Source organism: Delftia sp. SD018 (genome assembly GCF_017355445.1).
In the GTDB taxonomy this organism is placed as follows: domain Bacteria; phylum Pseudomonadota; class Gammaproteobacteria; order Burkholderiales; family Burkholderiaceae_C; genus Comamonas; species Comamonas acidovorans.
Genome location: NZ_JADDRN010000001.1, coordinates 234,676 through 250,071, shown reverse-complemented (window position 1 = coordinate 250,071; position 15,396 = coordinate 234,676). Strand labels below are relative to the sequence as shown.

Here is a 15,396-nt window from a genome sequence, read left to right as displayed (position 1 = left end):
GAGTGTATGCGCGCGCATGGTTTGCATCGGCGTCAGGAAAGTAAGCGAAGGCTGCCGCTCATGCAAAATGCGCGCTGGACCTGCCTTGCGGCAACCGCTTCCCTTTACCCACAGAACAACGCCCACCGCCTAATGCTGGACCGCATCACCGCCTCGCTGCCCTCGCTTGCTCCCGCCGAACAACGCGTGGCCCGCCTGGTGCTGGCCGATCCACGGGCCTTTGCACGGCAGCCGGTGCGCGAACTGGCCGAGCGTGCCCATGTCAGCAAGCCGACGGTGGTGCGCTTTTGCCGCAGCATGGGCTACGACGGCCTGGCCGACTTCAAGCTCAAGCTGGCCGGCAGCGTCAGCGAGGGCGTGCCCTTCATCCACCGCAGCGTGGACACCGACGACAAGACCAGCGACGTGATGGTCAAGGTGGTGGACAACGCCGTGGCCGCCTTCCTGCAATACCGCAATGCCGCCAGCACCACGGCCATAGAGCAGGCGGCGCAGGCCATCGCCTCGACCTGGCAGACGGGGCGGCGCATCGAGTTCTACGGCGCAGGCAACTCGGGCATCGTGGCGCAGGACGCGCAGCACAAGTTCTTTCGCCTGGGCGTGACCAGCCTGGCCACCAGCGACGGCCACATGCAGGTGATGAGCGCCACCCTGCTGGGACCCGGCGACTGCGCGGTGATCATTTCCAACTCGGGCCGCACGCGCGACCTGATGGACGCCGCCGACATCGCGCGCAAGAACGGCGCCACCACGATTGCCATCACCGCCAGTGGCTCGCCCCTGGCCTCGGCCTGCCACATCCATCTGGCCGCCGACCATCCCGAGGGCTACGACCGCTACAGCCCCATGGTGTCACGCCTGCTGCACCTGCTGGTCATCGACGTGCTGGCCACCTGCGTGGCGCTGCGCATCGGCCCGGCCCTGCAGCCTGCGCTGGAGCAGATGAAGAACAACCTGCGGGCCAAGCGCTACACGTAGCACCGGCCCCCAGGCCCGCCCGCCTCGTTCAGCCCTGCCAGCGCCTGAGCACCAGCGAGGCGTTGACGCCACCAAAGCCGAAACCGTTGACCAGGGCATGCTCCATGGCCCAGGGCCTTGCCGCGCCGGCGATCAGGTCCAGCCCCTGGGCCAGGGGATCGGGCTCCACGAGATTGCGCGTGGCCGGCGCCATCTGGTCGCGCAGCGCCAGCACCGTGAAGATGGCCGCCACCGCGCCCGCCGCGCCCAGCAAATGGCCCGTGGCCGACTTGGTGGAGCTGATCGCCACGCCGCTGCCCTCGCCAAACAGGGAGCGCATGGCCGCCAGCTCGCCCCGGTCCCCCACGGGCGTGGAGGTGGCGTGGGCATTGAGGTACTGCAGCTGATCCGGCGACAGCCCGGCCATGGCCAGCGCCTGCGCCATGCTGCGGCGCGCGCCGTCGCCATCTTCCGGCCCCGAGGTGATGTGATAGGCATCGGCGCTGGTGCCGTAGCCCACGACTTCGGCCAGCGGCACGGCGCCGCGCGCCAGGGCGTGGTCCAGTCCCTCCAGCACCAGGGCGCCCGCGCCCTCGCCCATGACAAAGCCGTCGCGGCCTGTGTCGAAGGGGCGCGAGGCCTCTTCGGGGCGGTCGTTGTATCCCGTGGAAAGGGCCTTGGCCGCCGCGAACGCACCCAGGCTCACGCGGTCGATGGCTGCCTCGGCGCCGCCGCACAGCGCCACATCGGCCTCGCCCGAACGGATCATGCGCAGGCCGTCGCCCACCGCCTGAACGCTGGCCGCGCAGGCCGTAACGGGGGCGCCCAGCGGGCCCTTGAGTCCATGGCGTATCGACACATGCCCGGCCGCGAGATTGACCAGGAAAGACGGCACGGTGAAGGGCGACAGGCGCGACACCCCCCGGCTGTCCGTGGTGCGCACGGCCTGGGCAATGGCGCCAAAGCCGCCGATGCCCGAGGCAATGATGCAGGCCGTGCGCGTGCGTTCCTGCTCGCTGGTCGGCTGCCAGCCGGCCTGGGCCAGGGCCTGGTCCGAAGCGTCCAGCGCCAGCGGAATGAAGCGGTCCATCTTGCGCTGGTCCTTGGGTGAGACCACGGCATCGATGTCCCAGCCGCCTTCCGGGTCCCGGGCCAGGTCGGGCACCTGGCCTGCCACCTGGCCCGGCACATCGGGCGCCAGATCCTCGGGCAGCCGGCTCAGGCCCGATGCGCCGGACAGCAGCCGGCGCCAGGCCAATTCAGTGCCCCGCCCCAGCGGCGAGACCATGCCCATGCCCGTGATGACCACGCGGCGAGGCAGGTGGGCCGCCGTATGGGACGTCTGGGACGTCTGGGACGTATGCGCCGTATGGGCCGTATTCATGAGCCGCTCCCGGCACACCGTGCGGAGGTCGGAGCGGGCCCAGGCAACAGGCTGCGCAGAAGTGAACAGGCATTCATCGGTTCTTCCCTGTAGAGTGCACAGCCCCTGCAGAACATGGCGCACAGGCCATGGCAGGGGCTGATTTATGATGATGGCCGTCATCATAAACGTGTTTTGATAACGACCACAATCATTGGACAGCGCACATGAAAGTCACGAAAGCCCAGGCCGCGCAGAACCGGCAGGACATCCTCGAAGCCGCCGCACGGCTGTACCGCGAGCACGGGCTGGACGGCGTCGGCGTGGCCGAGGTGACGCGCGGCGCGGGGCTCACGCACGGCGGGCTCTATCGCCACTTCGAATCCAAGGATGCGCTGGTGCGCGAGGCCTGCGCACGCGCCTTCGACTGGTCCATCGCGCCGCTGGACGGCCTGCAGGGTGAACAGGCCGGCAGCCTTGCCGCGCGCGTGCAGTCCTATCTGTCGCCGCAGCACCGCGACAGCCCCGGCGAGGGCTGCCCCGCTGCGGCGCTGGCCGTGGACGTGGCCCGGGCAGGCGGCGATCTTTCAGCGGTGTTCGCCGAAGGGGTGGAACGCAACATCGGCAGATTTGCACGCGTGATAGGCGCACTTGGCGACGATCAGGCACCCGATGCCACACAGCGCGCCCAGGCCATGGCCATGCTCAGCAGCATGGTGGGCGCTCTGGTCCTGGCACGCGCCACGGTCGCAGCCAATCCAGCCTTGTCCGACGAGATTCTGAAAACGGTGCAGGCCCACCTTCTTGCGCCCGAGGGACAGGCCCGTTGACCCGCGCCGCCTGCGCTATACGTCCTGCGAATGCAGCGGCATGGCCTGCTCGATCAGGCTGGCGTGCAGGGCAGCGCCCAGCGGCAGCACTTCGTCGTTGAAGTCATACCGGCTGCTGTGCAGCGGCACCCCGGGCTGGGCGCCCGTGGATTGCCCCAGGCGCAGGTAGGCACCGGGCTTGTGCTGCAGCATGAACGAAAAGTCCTCGGCCCCCATGCTGGGCTCCAGCTGCCGGTCCAGGTTCTCCACCCCCACCAGCGACTGGGCCACATCGGCAGCAAAGGCGGCTTCCGTGGGGGAGTTGATGGTGGCGGGATAGATGCGCTCGTAGTTGACCTTGGCCGTGGCACCCAGCCCCAGCGCCACCGCGCTGCACAACTCCTGCAGGCGCTGCTCGACACGGTCCTGCACGGCGGGGTCGAAGGTCCGCACGGTTCCCACCAGCGTTGCCGTGCCCGGCATCACGCTGAAGGCGCCCAGGTCCCCGGCCTGCACGGCACACAGGCTGATGACGGCACTGTCGATGGCGCGTACATTGCGCGAGACGATGCTCTGCACCGCCGTGGTGATGTGCGCGGCCGCCAGCACCACGTCCACCGTCTGGTAGGGATGCGCACCATGGCCGCCGCGCCCCGTGATCTCGATGGTGATGCGGTCGGCAGCCGCCATCATCGCGCCCATGTTGATGCCCACCGTGCCCGCACGCATGGCGGGCCAGTTGTGCATGGCATACACGGCCTGCATCGGAAAGCGGTCGAAAAGGCCATCGGCAATCATGGCCCGCGCGCCGCCGCGCCCTTCCTCGGCAGGCTGAAAGACCAGCACGGCCGAGCCGTCGAAGCGCCGCGTCGCGGCCAGGTAGCGGGCGGCGCCCACCAGCATGGTCGTATGGCCGTCATGCCCGCAGCCGTGCATCAGCCCCTGCTTGCCGGACTTCCAGGGAAATTCGTTGTGCTCGACCATGGGCAGTGCGTCCATGTCGGCACGCAGGCCCACCATGGCGCCCGAACTGTGGCCCTGCCCGCGGATCACGGCCACCAGGCCCGTGGTGCCCAGGCCTTCATGGATCTCGTCCACACCACACTGGCGCAAGGCCTCCTTGACGCGCGCCGCCGTGAAGCGCTCCTCGAATCCCAGCTCCGGATGCGCATGCAGCTCGCGGCGCAGCGCCGTCAGCTCCGGGTGGTACTGGGCGATCTGGGCAAAGGCCCGACCGCCTGCCTTGTATCGAGTGGCTTCCATAGCCTTGGTTCTTTCGCTTCGTTGGCCTGCGCATTACCTTAACGCAGGAAATCGCGCCCGCCCACCGTCAGCCCATCGACAGGAAACAAAAAGGCCTCCCGAAGGAGGCCATTCGTTGCGCAGACGCCGCGTGCTCAGAAGCGATGGCGCAGGCCGACGGTGAAGCCCGTGCGCTTGGTGGCGCCATTGGCATCCAGCATCACGCCCGAGCCACCGCTGGTCTTGGTGTGGTCCAGGGCCACATAGGCATCGGTACGCTTGGAGAAGGCGTAGTCGACCACCGCCACCAGGAAGTCTGCCTTGCCATTGAAATTACCCGTGCCCGAGCCCGACTGCTTGGCATGGTAGTAATGCGCGCCCACATTGATCTGGGGCGTGATCTGGTAGCCGAAGCCCATCTTGTACATCTGGCGCTTGTTGGCGTCGCCGGCCACGAAGCCGCCGTTGGACGAGCCCGTCCAGAAGGAATTGAGGATGGCCTGGTCGAATCCACCGCCTGCGGTTGCCGCCGGGAACGCGTCCTTGCGCTTGTTCAGGCCGTAGCCCAGGTTGACGTACCAGGGACCCACACGGTACGAGCCGCCCAGGGTATAGGCATCGACCTTGGTGCCGGCCGGCAGCGTGGTGCCCAGGTAGCCGGCGCCTGCGGAGATGCCGCTTTGCGAATAACGCAGATAGCCGCCGGCCGTCTTGATGGCGCCACCAGGGGCCACGCCGGTGCCGACCTTGTCGAAGGTGTTGTTCTCGTCGAACGAATACTGCAGGGCGCCGCGCACGGGGCCGAACTCGGCCAGGTACTTGACCATGTTGCTGGCGCGCGCGCCCATGGACATGCCGATTTCAGGCTTGTAGGCCTCCATGTACGGCGAGTACGGGAAGGAGGCATAGGTGGAAGTCACCAGGTCGAACAGCATGTTGTACTGGCGGCCCAGGGTGACCTGGCCAAAGCTCTTGCTGCGCAGGCCCACCCAGGATTGCTGGAAGTAGCTGGCTGCAGCCTGCTCGCCAGTGTCGGTGAGGAAACGGGCTTCCAGGTTGGCAATGGCTGCCAGACCGCCGCCCAGGTCCTCGGTGATGTTGATGCCCCAGCGGCTTTGCGACATGCCGCCGCCGATCATCTGGGTCTTGCCGCTCTTGGTCGGGCCTTCATTGGTGGTGTGGCGCACGCCGGCATCGACGATGCCGTACAGCTGCACGCTGCTTTGCTGGGCGAATGCTGCCAAGGGTGCCGTTGCTGCCAACACCGCCAGTGCCACGCTCTTTTTCACGAATGAAGAATTCATTGTGTTGTCTCTCTCTTGTTAACGATTGGTTGGTGGAAATTTCATTCTAGAAACGCTTTTCCCGCCTCGTCACCGTTGGCACAAGCACAACACAGGTCTTTCCCTAGCACAAAACAAAAGAGCCAGTCCGAAGACTGGCTCTTTTTTGCTTCAAATGGCAACTGGCTTACGCCAGCCGTTCATTAGAAAGCGTGGCGGATGCCGACTTGCACGCCAGTCTGGCTTTCGCCAGCTTGCACGCCACCAGCGTACACGCCCTTGGCTTGCAGGCCCAGGGTCGAAGCATCCTTGTTCTTCAGGAATGCCAGGTTGCCGTACAGAGCGGTGCGCTTGGACAGGTTGTGGACGTAGCCCAGAGTGATCTGGTGAGCCTTGGAGTCGATGGCCTTTTGGTCGTACAGAGCGTATTGCAGCTTGACTTCGCCCACGCCGCCGACGGGAGCCGAAGCACCCAGCATGTAGGAGTTGGTCTTGATGTCGCCGCCGATGTCACGCTTGAACTTGGTCTGTTGCAGCAGGCCGCTCAGCTTGGCAACGCCGAAGTTGTACGAAGCACCCAGGGTGATTTCGTCACGGTCGGTAGCCAGGCCGCCAACGGCAGTCTTTTGCTGGGCCAGGCCCAGGCTGGCGCTCAGGGGGCCGTTGTCGTATGCAACGTAACCGCCGATGTAACGGCCGACGCTGTCAGCAGTACCGATGGTTTGCTTTTCGTCGAAAGCGTAGCCAAAGCCGGCGTTGAAACCGCCGAAGTTGGGGGTGTAGTACGAGATCAGGTTGTTAGCGCGGATGCCGTTGTCGTCGGCGCCTTGGCCAGCTGCCCAGTTACGGAAGCCCATGAATTGGCCGATACCGGTGGCGCTGAACAGGTCGTAGGAGGTCAGCTTTTGGAAGGTCGGGACTTGGTCACGGCCCAGGCGCACTTCACCGAAGTTGCCCGACAGGCTCACGGTGGAACGACGCTTGAAGTTGAAGCCGCTGGCGTTGCCATCGTCACCGAAGATTTCGCCTTCCAGCCAGAAGCCAGCCTTCAGACCACCACCCAGGTCTTCCGTGCCGCGCAGGCCCAGACGGCTCGTGGAAGCGCCGCTGGTGCCCAGGCCGTAACGGCTGTCGCCAGCTGCGTCCTTGTTCACGTAGGCAACGCCAGTGTCGACGATACCGAACAGGGTCACGGAGGATTGAGCCATTGCGGCGCCGGAAGCAGCCAGCACTGCCAGGGCAATCAGAGATTTTTTCATTACGAGTTACTCCAAGGTTTAGAAGGGCGCCGGTCGTGAGGAAGAGAGGCTTGGCCTGATGCTCCACCGGTTTCCCGCGCCAACCTCCTGGTGGGGAAGTTAGGGCCTATTGCACCAGACCACCGCTGCCCATGCAAAGAAATTCACCCACAAACGGGCATTACCCCCCGTTTTTCGTTGCACTGCCGCAACAAACCTGCAAGCCAACACAATCAGGCCCAACCCGAACATCGCGCCGGCCTTGTTGCGCTTGCACAAAGAGAGGGCATGGCGTCCTGGTGTACCGTTCAGACCCTGAATTTGCCAAGATTTTCCGCTCTAGGGACCGCCCATGGACAAGATACTGACTGCCGCCGATGCGGCGCTTCGCACCCTGTTTGCACAGCCTTCCGCCGCCGAACGCTCCCCGGCCGCCGGCATCGCGGAGGGAGAGCTGACCGAGGCACAGCGTCGGCTGTCGGGCGCCTTGATGCGCGTCAATCACGTCGGAGAGGTCTGCGCCCAGGCGCTGTACAACGCCCAGGCCATGGTGACGCGCGACATGGTGCTGCGCGAGCACCTGCTGGAGGCGGCGCGCGAGGAGACCGACCACCTGGCATGGACCCGCGACCGGCTCGACGCCCTGGGCGACCGGCCCAGCCTGCTGAACCCGCTGTGGTTTGCCGGCGCCTTCGCCATCGGTGTGGTGGCCGCCAAGATCAGCGACGCGGCCAGCCTGGGGTTTGTGGTGGAGACGGAGGAGCAGGTGTCCGCCCATCTGGAAAGCCATCTGGGCCTGTTGCCCGAGGAAGACCGCGCCTCGCTGGCCGTGGTGGCCCGCATGAAGGATGACGAGGAACGCCATGCCGCCGCTGCGCGCGAAGCCGGTGCCCTGGAATTGCCGCCCCCCGCCCGCGCCTTGATGCGCCTGGCAGCCAAGGTGATGACGACAACCGCCCACCGCATCTGAACCTTCAGAAACATCTGAAACAGCATTCCATCCAAAAAAGCGGGCCTTGCCCGCTTTCTTCATTTCAGGAGGGGCGCCGAGGCGCAAGCCCGGCCATCTGCGGCATCAGGCCTCGACGATGTCGAATCCCGTGGTGATCTCGGCCGTCTTGCCCAGCATGATGGTGGCCGAGCAGTATTTGTCATGGCTCATGGCAATGGCACGTTCCACAGCACCCGTGGGCAGACCCGTGCCGCTGACGGTGAACTGCATGTGGATCTTGGTGAACACCTTGGGGTCCGCATCGGCGCGCTCCGAGGTGAGCTTGACGCTGCAGCCTTTGACGGCATGCCTGCCGCGCTTGAGGATCAGCACCACGTCATAGGCCGTGCAGCCACCGGCGCCGGCCAGCAGCATCTCCATGGGGCGGGGTGCCTGGTTCTGCCCTCCGTTGGCGGGGTTGGCCGCATCCGGCGCCCCATCCATATTGACCACGTGGCCGCTGCCCGTTTCCGCCACGAAGCCCATGCCCGAGCGCATGCCGGTCGTGCCGCCTGTCCAACTCACTGTGCATTCCATTGTTGCGTCCTCAAAAAACTGTTGCTATTTTGCATCAACTACACAAAAACCCTGATTTTGTTGCAACGCAGCACCTGCCGTGCATACAATGCACCCAAGCGTTATCTGAAGGGTTAACCCGGACACCCCTCCAGATGGACTGCAGATTGTGAACCAACTTCGCTCTGCATCGCACCAGTTGTCTCCTCCACCTCCTCTATTGGTGGATTCAGCCCCCGGCTTTACAGCCTGGGGCTTTTTTTTGGTTTCGTCGCTCCCGGCCTGGACAGGACGCTGCACTGCAGCATGATTCACAAGCGCCTATGATGGCCGCCTGACACCGACGGGCCGCCTCCCGGCCTGCTGCTCTCCAGCCTTTCGCCGACGATGAACCACCCCCTGACCCCTGCCGACTACCTGACCAAGATCCTTACCGCGCGCGTTTATGACGTGGCCGTGGAGTCGGACCTGGAGCCCGCCAAGGCGCTGAGCCGCCGCCTGCACAACAAGGTGCTGCTCAAGCGCGAGGACCAGCAGCCGGTGTTCAGCTTCAAACTGCGCGGCGCCTATAACAAGATGGCGCACCTGTCGGCCGAGCAGCTGGAAAAGGGCGTGATCTGCGCCTCCGCCGGCAACCATGCGCAAGGCGTGGCCCTGGGCGCACGCAAGCTCGGCTGCCGCGCCGTGATCGTGATGCCGACCACCACGCCCCAGGTCAAGATCGATGCGGTGCAGGCGCTGGGCGGCGAGGTGGAACTGGCCGGCGAAAGCTATTCCGACGCCTACAAGCACGCCGTCAAGCTGCAAAAGGAAAAGGGCCTGACCTTTGTGCACCCCTTCGACGATCCCTACGTGATCGCCGGCCAGGGCACGATTGCCATGGAAATGCTGAGCCAGCTCCAAAAGCTGGGCAGCCCGCGCCTGGACGCGGTCTTTGTCGCCATCGGCGGCGGCGGCCTGATCTCGGGCGTGGCCAACTACATCAAGGCCGTGCGCCCCGACGTGAAGGTAATCGGCGTGCACACCAAGGATTCGGACGCCATGCTGCAGTCCGTGCGTGCCGGCCACCGCGTGGAGCTGGCCGACGTGGGCCTGTTCGCCGACGGCACGGCCGTCAAGCTGGTGGGCGAGGAGACCTTCCGCATCGCCCAGGGCCTGGTGGACGACTACGTGGTGGTCGATACCGACGCCGTCTGCGCCGCGATCAAGGACATCTTCGTGGACACGCGCTCCATCGTCGAGCCGTCCGGCGCCCTGGCCGTGGCGGCCATCAAGCAGTACGTTGCCAAGCACAAGACCAAGGGCGAGACCTATGCCGCCATCCTGTGCGGCGCCAACATGAACTTCGACCGGCTGCGCTTCGTGGCCGAGCGGGCCGAGGTGGGCGAGGAGCGCGAGGCCCTGTTCGCCGTGACCATCCCCGAGGAGCGCGGCAGCTTCAAGCGCTTTTGCGAAGCGGTGGGCAAGCTGCCCGGCGGCCCGCGCAACGTGACCGAATTCAACTACCGCATCAGCCACGAGAACAAGGCCCACGTCTTCGTGGGCCTGACCACGGCGGCACGCGGCGAGTCCGAGAAGATCGCCAGGAACTTCGAGAAGCAGGGCTTCGAGGCGCTGGACCTGACCTTCGACGACATGGCCAAGGAGCATCTGCGCCACATGGTCGGTGGCCATTCGCCGCTGGCGCAGGAAGAACGCCTGCTGCGCTTTGTCTTCCCCGAGCGCCCCGGCGCATTGTTCAAGTTCCTCAGCCTGATGGCGCCGACCTGGAACATCTCGCTGTTCCACTACCGCAACCAGGGCGCCGACTACGGCCGCATCCTGGTCGGCATGCAGGTGCCCGCCAAGGACGGCAAGAAGTTCGACGCCTTCCTGAGCAATCTTGGCTACCCCTGGGTCGAGGAAACCGCCAACCCGGCCTACCAGCTTTTCCTCAAGTGACGGACCTGGCGGGCCGGCACTGACACGCCCATGCAGCCGCTTCGCCACTTTGTCCTGGCCGTCCAGTTCTTCAGCCGCATCCCGGTCACGGGGCGGCTGGCCGCCTGGGCTGGCTGGAGCCCCCAGCTGCAGCACGCTAGCGTTGCCCATCTGCCCGGCGTCGGCTGGCTGGTGGGCGCATGGGGCGCAGCGTGCCTGACGGCAACGGGCTGGCTGCTGGCGCCCAGCCCCTGGATGCCGCTGGTTGCCGCCGTTCTTTCCACCGTGGCCACGCTGTGGCTGACCGGGGGACTGCACGAAGACGGATTGGCCGATGTGGCCGACGGCCTGGGCGGCTTTGTCCCTCCCGAGCGCGCGCTGGAAATCATGAAGGATTCGCGCCTGGGCGCCTACGGCGCCATGGCGCTGGTGATGGCGCTGCTGGCCAAGCTATCCCTGGTCGCGCTGCTGGTCGACATCCGCGTGCAATGGGCGGCCTTGCTGCTGTGCAGCATCCATGTGCTGTCGCGCATGGCGCCGCTGGCCCTCATGCAATGCCTTCCCTATTTGGGCCAGGCGGCCCACTCCAAGGCCTTGCACGCCGCGGGTCGGCCATTGGCTGCCAGGGGCCTGGTCGCGGCAATCCTCTGGTGCCTGCCCGCCCTGGCGCTGACAGGCTGGCTGGGGGGCCTGCCGCTCGTCATCGGCCTGGTCCTGCCCGGCGCCCTGGCCATGGCCGCCATGGTGCGCTGGCTGCGCCGCCGGCTGGGCGGCATGACGGGGGATTGCCTGGGCGCTGCCCAGCAGGTTTGTGAACTGGCCATGCTGCTGGGAGCCGCCGCCGTACTGGTGCGCGTGCCATGAACTGCGCCTGCACCAACCCGGCACCACGCCTTTGGCTGGTACGCCATGCCCGCCCGCTGGTGGCGCCCGGCATCTGCTATGGCCGACTCGACATGCAAGCCGACGCCCAGGCCACGGCCGATGCGGCGCAGGCCCTGCACCTCGCCCTGCCTGCGGATTGCCTGCTGGTGCATTCGCCCCTGCGCCGATGCCGTCAATTGGCACAGGCCCTGCAGGCACTGCGGCCCGGCCTGGCATCGGCGGCGGACAGCCGCCTGCTGGAGATGGATTTCGGCGAGTGGGAAGGCCAGCCCTGGGATGCGCTGGACCGCGGCGCCATCGATGCCTGGGCGGCAGACCTTGCCGGGCACGCGCCGGGCCGGGGAGAGTCCCTGGCGACCATGCTGCGCAGGGTGGATGAGGCCTTGCAGCAGGCGAGCAGGGGTTCGGTGGGCGATGGCGCCGCACGCGACACCGTCTGGATCACCCATGCCGGCGTGGCGCGCTGCGTGCAATGGCTGATGCGCGAAGGCAGCGCCCTGCCCCAGGCGGCCCAATGGACGCTGCCCGCGCCTGACTTTGGCGGCTGGCTGGTGCTGGACCTGCCGTTGCCGCGCTGACCGGGATCAGCGCTTGTCGGGCAGGGGAATCTGCAGCGTGATGGAAGCCGGGCCATCGACCCTGGGCCCCAGGCGCGCCTCGCGGCCCGACACCGACTGCAGCACCACGCCGTCTTCCACGGCGCGCCCCACGCGGAAGGGCTTGGCCGGCTGGTTGCCCACGGCGATGACCGCCGCTCCGCCGCCGCTGTCGCGCCCGGCCAGCACACCGACCAGCGCATAGCGCGAGACCACAGGCGCTGCAGCGGGGGCGACGGCGCCCTGCGCGGCCGCCACGCCTCCCAGCGCCTGCGCCAGCGCGGGCGCATCGACCTGCAAGGGCTCGGCGGGGGCGGGTGGCACGGGCGCTCCCGCGCCGCCGTTGCCCAGGCGCATGGCCCAGAAAGCCACGACGCCGGCAGCCAGCAGCCAGAGCACGAATGTGGCCGCCTTGACATGCCAGGTCCGGGCCTGGCCGCGGTTCAATGAAAGTGTCACCATCGCGCGATTATGATGGAGCGATATGTCCAATTTGCTGCACCGTTCCATGACCAGCCTTCCCCGCCGTCCGTTGCCTGCCCTGCGCACTGCCGTCCAGCGCGGCTTCACGCTGATCGAGCTGATGGTGGTCCTGGTCATCATCGGCGTGCTGGCGGCCCTGATCGTGCCCAATGTGCTGGACCGCGCCGACGATGCCCGCGTCACGGCTGCACGCACCGACATCACCAACATCTCCCAGGCGCTCAAGCTCTATCGCCTGGACAACCAGCGCTACCCCACGGCCGAGCAAGGCCTGCAGGCCCTGATCGTCCGCCCCACGAGCGGGCCGCTGCCCAACAACTGGAAGCCCTACCTGGAAAAGCTGCCCAACGATCCCTGGGGCCGCCCCTACCAGTACCTGAATCCTGGCATCAAGGGCCCCATCGACATCATGTCCTTTGGCGCCGACGGCCAGGCCGGCGGAGAGGGCAAGGATGCCGACATCGGCAGCTGGCAATAAGTCGATGGCCCAGGCGACGGCCCGCAGGGGCCGCGCTGCACCGCACCACAGGCCCGCACTCCCAGCGGGCCTGCCTGCTCTCATGCCCCGCCAGACCGCTTCCTCCTCCCTGTCCACCCCTTCGCGCGGCTTCACCCTGCTGGAGCTGATGGTCGTCATCAGCATCATGGCGATTGCCGCCGCAGGCGTGAGCCTGTCGCTGCGCGACAGCGGACAGGCACAGCTGGAGCGCGAGGCCGAACGCCTGGCCGCGCTGCTGGAGTCGGCCCGCGCCCAGGCCCGTGCCAACGGCGTGCCCGTGCGCTGGCGGCCCATGCCACAGGGCTTTCGTTTCGAAGGACTGCCGGCCAGCGCGCAATTGCCTTCCCAATGGCTGCAGACCGGTGTGCAGGCGCAGCCGGCCACGCCGCTGGTGCTGGGCCCCGAGCCACTGATTCCGCCCCAGTCCGTCACGCTGACGCTGCGCGACTCCACCAGCCCGCCGCTGCGCGTGGCCACGGATGGACTGCGGCCCTTTGCCGTGCAGTCCCTGCCATGACAGCCCTCCACGGACTGCGCCGAAAGCACGGTGCCCCCAGGCGCCCGGCACGCGGCTTCACGCTGATCGAGGTGCTGGTGGCCCTGGGCATCGTGGGCATTGCGCTCATGGCCGGTCTGCAGGCCACATCGGCCCTGACGCTCAATGCCGAGCGCCAGTCCGAGGTGCTGCTGGCCCAGCTGTGCGCGCAAAACGAGCTGGTGCGCATGCGCCTGTCGCGCCAGATGCCGCCCGTGGGCGACAACAGCCTGACCTGCGAGCAGGGCGGCCGGCAACTGCAGGTCCGGCTCAGCGTGCGGCCCACACCCAATCCCAGCTTCCGCCGTGTCGATGCCCTGGTGGTCACGGCAGAGCATCCCGTGCTGCGCGTATCCACCATCGTGGGACGCTTCTGAATGCGCTTGCGCCACCCTTCCCGCACGCACGGCTTCACCCTGGTGGAGCTGATGGTGGCCATCGCCGTCATGGCCCTGCTGGCCCTGGTGAGCTGGCGCGGGCTGGACAGCATGGTGCGCTCGCAGGAGACCATTCGCGCCCGCAACGAGCAGCAGATGGTGCTGCAGACCGTCATCGCCCAATGGAATGCCGACCTCGAAGCGCTGATGCCGCTTGAAAACACGCAGGTCATCGACTGGGACGGCCAGGTGCTGCGCATGACCCGCAAGAGCAGCGCCGCCGTGGACGACGGCGCCGTGGTCGTCGCCTGGGCGCGCCGCCAGACGGCAGGGCGCGACCAGTGGCTGCGCTGGCAGTCGCCGCCGCTGCGCACGCGCGCACAGTGGCGCGATGCCTGGAACCAGGGATCTCAATGGGGGCGCAACCCCTCGGACGACCAGCGCCGGCGCGAAACCGTGCTGATGCCCCTGGACCAATGGCGCCTGTACTACTACCGCGACAACGCCTGGAGCAATCCGCAGTCCAGCGGCTCGGACAACGGCACGGGCACGGTCAACCCGCCGTCCGGCGGCACCAACAGCAGCGCGCAGCTGCCCACGATTCCCGACGGCATCCGCGTCGAACTGACCCTGCCGCCGGACAGCGCCATTCCTGGCCGCGTCACCATGGACTGGGTCAACCCCTTGCGCTCCAACAGCAGATCATGATGCGCGCACCCCGCCCCCTGCCCGGCCGCCGCCGCCACCGTGGCGTGGCCCTGCTGGCCGCCATGCTCACGGTGACCCTGGTGGCCACGTTCGCCGCCACCGCGCTGTGGCAGCAGTGGCGCAGCGTGGAGGTCGAGACCGCCGAGCGCAACCGCATGCAGGCCGCCTGGATCCTGCTGGGTGCGCTGGACTGGTCGCGCGTGGTGCTGGCCGAGGATGCGCGCACCAGCCTGCAGGTGGACCATCTGGCCGAACCCTGGGCCGTGCCGCTGCAGGAGGCGCGCCTGTCCACCTTCCTGGCGGCGCAGAACAACGTCAGCCAGGTCGATGACGGCATGGCCGACATGCAGGACGCCTTTCTCTCGGGCCAGATCATCGACCTGCAGTCGCGCCTGAACCTGCGCAACCTGCTGAGCGCCCCCGACAAGCCCGAAACCCTGCGCCCGCTGTCCCGCCTGCTGGAGCGCCTGAACCTGCCCCCTGCCTATGCCACGCAGATCGTCCAGGCCCTGCGCGCAGCCGCCACCCCTGGCGAGGGCGCGCAGTTCCTGATGCCGCGCACGCTGGGCCAGTTCGGCTGGCTGGGCCTGCCGCCCGAGGTCGTCGCGCGCCTGGAGCCCTACATCACCCTGCTGCCCGAGAACACGCCCGTCAATCTCAACACCGCCAGCGCCGAAGTCATCTGGGCCAGCGTGGAGGACCTGACCTGGTCCCAGGCCAGCCAGCTGGTGCAGTTGCGCGCATCGCGCCCGCTGCGCAGCCTGGCCGATGCCTCCAACGCGCTGGGCCTGCCGCAGAAATTCGAAGGACAGAACCTGTCGGTGGCCACCAGCTTCTTCGAGGCGCGTGGCCGCATGCGCCTGGGCGAGATCGTGGCCAGCGAACGCTCCATGTTGCGTCGCAACAACATGACAGTCACTACCATCTGGCGTGAGAGGGGGGACTGGGGATTGCCCGAAGCTCCCGCGCCATGACAGATGGCTGTCACACTCGC

At 67.1% G+C, this 15,396-nt stretch carries 17 protein-coding genes; 11 read left to right on the top strand and 6 right to left on the bottom strand.

Annotated elements, in window-relative coordinates; translation table 11 throughout:
* The first annotated feature begins 132 nt into the window (after nucleotides 1-132).
* Complete coding sequence (locus INR38_RS01140; protein ID WP_016448717.1) at nucleotides 133-978, top strand: SIS domain-containing protein; 846 nt, start codon at nucleotides 133-135, stop codon at nucleotides 976-978.
* Nucleotides 979-1,006: 28 nt separating this feature from the next.
* On the opposite strand, the gene fabF is transcribed toward INR38_RS01140, so the two are convergent.
* Entirely contained in the window at nucleotides 1,007-2,341 is a 1,335-nt protein-coding gene (fabF, locus tag INR38_RS01135; RefSeq protein ID WP_081816193.1) for a beta-ketoacyl-ACP synthase II, read from the bottom strand.
* A gap of 206 nt (nucleotides 2,342-2,547) precedes the next feature.
* Between fabF and INR38_RS01130 the strand changes: the two genes are divergently transcribed.
* A complete protein-coding gene (locus INR38_RS01130; protein WP_207441598.1) occupies nucleotides 2,548-3,150 on the top strand; it encodes a TetR/AcrR family transcriptional regulator in 603 nt (200 codons plus the stop codon).
* Between the two features lie 15 nt (nucleotides 3,151-3,165).
* Here INR38_RS01130 and INR38_RS01125 read toward each other — a convergent pair whose 3' ends face one another.
* From INR38_RS01125 to INR38_RS01115, 3 genes are all read right to left on the bottom strand, one after another.
* The gene (locus INR38_RS01125; RefSeq protein WP_012207476.1) at nucleotides 3,166-4,392 is read right to left on the bottom strand and encodes a M20 aminoacylase family protein; all 1,227 of its coding nucleotides are present in this window, start codon (nucleotides 4,390-4,392) and stop codon (nucleotides 3,166-3,168) included.
* Nucleotides 4,393-4,526: 134 nt separating this feature from the next.
* Nucleotides 4,527-5,675 (bottom strand): porin, encoded by a 1,149-nt coding sequence (locus INR38_RS01120; protein WP_013800664.1) that lies wholly within the window; start codon nucleotides 5,673-5,675, stop codon nucleotides 4,527-4,529.
* Between the two features lie 182 nt (nucleotides 5,676-5,857).
* Nucleotides 5,858-6,913 carry a porin gene (locus INR38_RS01115; RefSeq protein ID WP_043822102.1) on the bottom strand — a complete coding sequence of 352 codons (1,056 nt, stop codon included), beginning with the start codon at nucleotides 6,911-6,913 and terminating at the stop codon, nucleotides 5,858-5,860.
* 331 nt (nucleotides 6,914-7,244) lie between these two features.
* Here INR38_RS01115 and coq7 point away from each other — a divergent pair, with 331 nt between their 5' ends.
* Nucleotides 7,245-7,862: a 2-polyprenyl-3-methyl-6-methoxy-1,4-benzoquinone monooxygenase gene (coq7, locus tag INR38_RS01110; protein WP_197944282.1), complete on the top strand. Its 618-nt coding sequence runs from the start codon at nucleotides 7,245-7,247 to the stop codon at nucleotides 7,860-7,862.
* A gap of 105 nt (nucleotides 7,863-7,967) precedes the next feature.
* Here coq7 and INR38_RS01105 read toward each other — a convergent pair whose 3' ends face one another.
* Nucleotides 7,968-8,420, bottom strand: a complete 453-nt coding sequence (locus tag INR38_RS01105; protein ID WP_012207481.1) for an OsmC family protein — start codon at nucleotides 8,418-8,420, stop codon at nucleotides 7,968-7,970.
* Nucleotides 8,421-8,786: 366 nt separating this feature from the next.
* On the opposite strand from INR38_RS01105, the gene ilvA reads away from it, so the two are divergent.
* From ilvA to INR38_RS01090, 3 genes are read left to right on the top strand one after another with little or no spacing between them, the layout of a single operon-like run.
* A complete protein-coding gene (ilvA, locus tag INR38_RS01100) occupies nucleotides 8,787-10,340 on the top strand; it encodes a threonine ammonia-lyase, biosynthetic (RefSeq protein ID WP_013800662.1) in 1,554 nt (517 codons plus the stop codon).
* A gap of 30 nt (nucleotides 10,341-10,370) precedes the next feature.
* On the top strand, nucleotides 10,371-11,183 hold the full coding sequence (locus tag INR38_RS01095) for an adenosylcobinamide-GDP ribazoletransferase (RefSeq protein WP_207441597.1): 813 nt from the start codon (nucleotides 10,371-10,373) through the stop codon (nucleotides 11,181-11,183).
* Nucleotides 11,180-11,782, top strand: a complete 603-nt coding sequence (locus tag INR38_RS01090; RefSeq protein ID WP_207441595.1) for a histidine phosphatase family protein — start codon at nucleotides 11,180-11,182, stop codon at nucleotides 11,780-11,782. The genes INR38_RS01095 and INR38_RS01090 overlap by 4 nt, the downstream gene beginning before the upstream one ends.
* 6 nt (nucleotides 11,783-11,788) lie before the next feature.
* Here INR38_RS01090 and INR38_RS01085 read toward each other — a convergent pair whose 3' ends face one another.
* Nucleotides 11,789-12,262: a type II secretion system protein N gene (locus INR38_RS01085; protein WP_034397087.1), complete on the bottom strand. Its 474-nt coding sequence runs from the start codon at nucleotides 12,260-12,262 to the stop codon at nucleotides 11,789-11,791.
* A gap of 46 nt (nucleotides 12,263-12,308) precedes the next feature.
* Between INR38_RS01085 and gspG the strand changes: the two genes are divergently transcribed.
* From gspG to gspK, 5 genes are all read left to right on the top strand, one after another.
* Nucleotides 12,309-12,761 carry a type II secretion system major pseudopilin GspG gene (gene gspG / locus INR38_RS01080; protein ID WP_170961998.1) on the top strand — a complete coding sequence of 151 codons (453 nt, stop codon included), beginning with the start codon at nucleotides 12,309-12,311 and terminating at the stop codon, nucleotides 12,759-12,761.
* 82 nt (nucleotides 12,762-12,843) lie between these two features.
* On the top strand, nucleotides 12,844-13,299 hold the full coding sequence (locus INR38_RS01075; RefSeq protein WP_207441584.1) for a GspH/FimT family pseudopilin: 456 nt from the start codon (nucleotides 12,844-12,846) through the stop codon (nucleotides 13,297-13,299).
* Nucleotides 13,296-13,694 (top strand): type II secretion system minor pseudopilin GspI, encoded by a 399-nt coding sequence (gene gspI / locus INR38_RS01070; RefSeq protein WP_199959156.1) that lies wholly within the window; start codon nucleotides 13,296-13,298, stop codon nucleotides 13,692-13,694. The genes INR38_RS01075 and gspI overlap by 4 nt, the downstream gene beginning before the upstream one ends.
* Nucleotides 13,695-14,402 carry a prepilin-type N-terminal cleavage/methylation domain-containing protein gene (locus tag INR38_RS01065; protein WP_013800656.1) on the top strand — a complete coding sequence of 236 codons (708 nt, stop codon included), beginning with the start codon at nucleotides 13,695-13,697 and terminating at the stop codon, nucleotides 14,400-14,402. It begins immediately after the preceding gene.
* Nucleotides 14,399-15,376 carry a type II secretion system minor pseudopilin GspK gene (gene gspK / locus INR38_RS01060; RefSeq protein WP_034397090.1) on the top strand — a complete coding sequence of 326 codons (978 nt, stop codon included), beginning with the start codon at nucleotides 14,399-14,401 and terminating at the stop codon, nucleotides 15,374-15,376. The genes INR38_RS01065 and gspK overlap by 4 nt, the downstream gene beginning before the upstream one ends.
* Nucleotides 15,377-15,396 lie beyond the last annotated feature (20 nt).

Bases quoted from the DNA above. Each gene is read 5' to 3' on its own strand.
- INR38_RS01115 (WP_043822102.1), bottom strand. From the start codon at position 6,913: ATGAAAAAATCTCTGATTGCCCTGGCAGTGCTGGCTGCTTCCGGCGCC.
- INR38_RS01085 (WP_034397087.1), bottom strand. From the start codon at position 12,262: ATGGTGACACTTTCATTGAACCGCGGCCAGGCCCGGACCTGGCATGTC.
- gspG (WP_170961998.1), top strand. From the start codon at position 12,309: ATGACCAGCCTTCCCCGCCGTCCGTTGCCTGCCCTGCGCACTGCCGTC.
- INR38_RS01095 (WP_207441597.1), top strand. From the start codon at position 10,371: ATGCAGCCGCTTCGCCACTTTGTCCTGGCCGTCCAGTTCTTCAGCCGC.
- INR38_RS01140 (WP_016448717.1), top strand. From the start codon at position 133: ATGCTGGACCGCATCACCGCCTCGCTGCCCTCGCTTGCTCCCGCCGAA.
- INR38_RS01125 (WP_012207476.1), bottom strand. From the start codon at position 4,392: ATGGAAGCCACTCGATACAAGGCAGGCGGTCGGGCCTTTGCCCAGATC.
- INR38_RS01065 (WP_013800656.1), top strand. From the start codon at position 13,695: ATGCGCTTGCGCCACCCTTCCCGCACGCACGGCTTCACCCTGGTGGAG.
- INR38_RS01090 (WP_207441595.1), top strand. From the start codon at position 11,180: ATGAACTGCGCCTGCACCAACCCGGCACCACGCCTTTGGCTGGTACGC.
- INR38_RS01075 (WP_207441584.1), top strand. From the start codon at position 12,844: ATGCCCCGCCAGACCGCTTCCTCCTCCCTGTCCACCCCTTCGCGCGGC.
- INR38_RS01120 (WP_013800664.1), bottom strand. From the start codon at position 5,675: ATGAATTCTTCATTCGTGAAAAAGAGCGTGGCACTGGCGGTGTTGGCA.
- INR38_RS01130 (WP_207441598.1), top strand. From the start codon at position 2,548: ATGAAAGTCACGAAAGCCCAGGCCGCGCAGAACCGGCAGGACATCCTC.
- gspI (WP_199959156.1), top strand. From the start codon at position 13,296: ATGACAGCCCTCCACGGACTGCGCCGAAAGCACGGTGCCCCCAGGCGC.
- gspK (WP_034397090.1), top strand. From the start codon at position 14,399: ATGATGCGCGCACCCCGCCCCCTGCCCGGCCGCCGCCGCCACCGTGGC.
- fabF (WP_081816193.1), bottom strand. From the start codon at position 2,341: ATGAATACGGCCCATACGGCGCATACGTCCCAGACGTCCCAGACGTCC.
- ilvA (WP_013800662.1), top strand. From the start codon at position 8,787: ATGAACCACCCCCTGACCCCTGCCGACTACCTGACCAAGATCCTTACC.
- coq7 (WP_197944282.1), top strand. From the start codon at position 7,245: ATGGACAAGATACTGACTGCCGCCGATGCGGCGCTTCGCACCCTGTTT.
- INR38_RS01105 (WP_012207481.1), bottom strand. From the start codon at position 8,420: ATGGAATGCACAGTGAGTTGGACAGGCGGCACGACCGGCATGCGCTCG.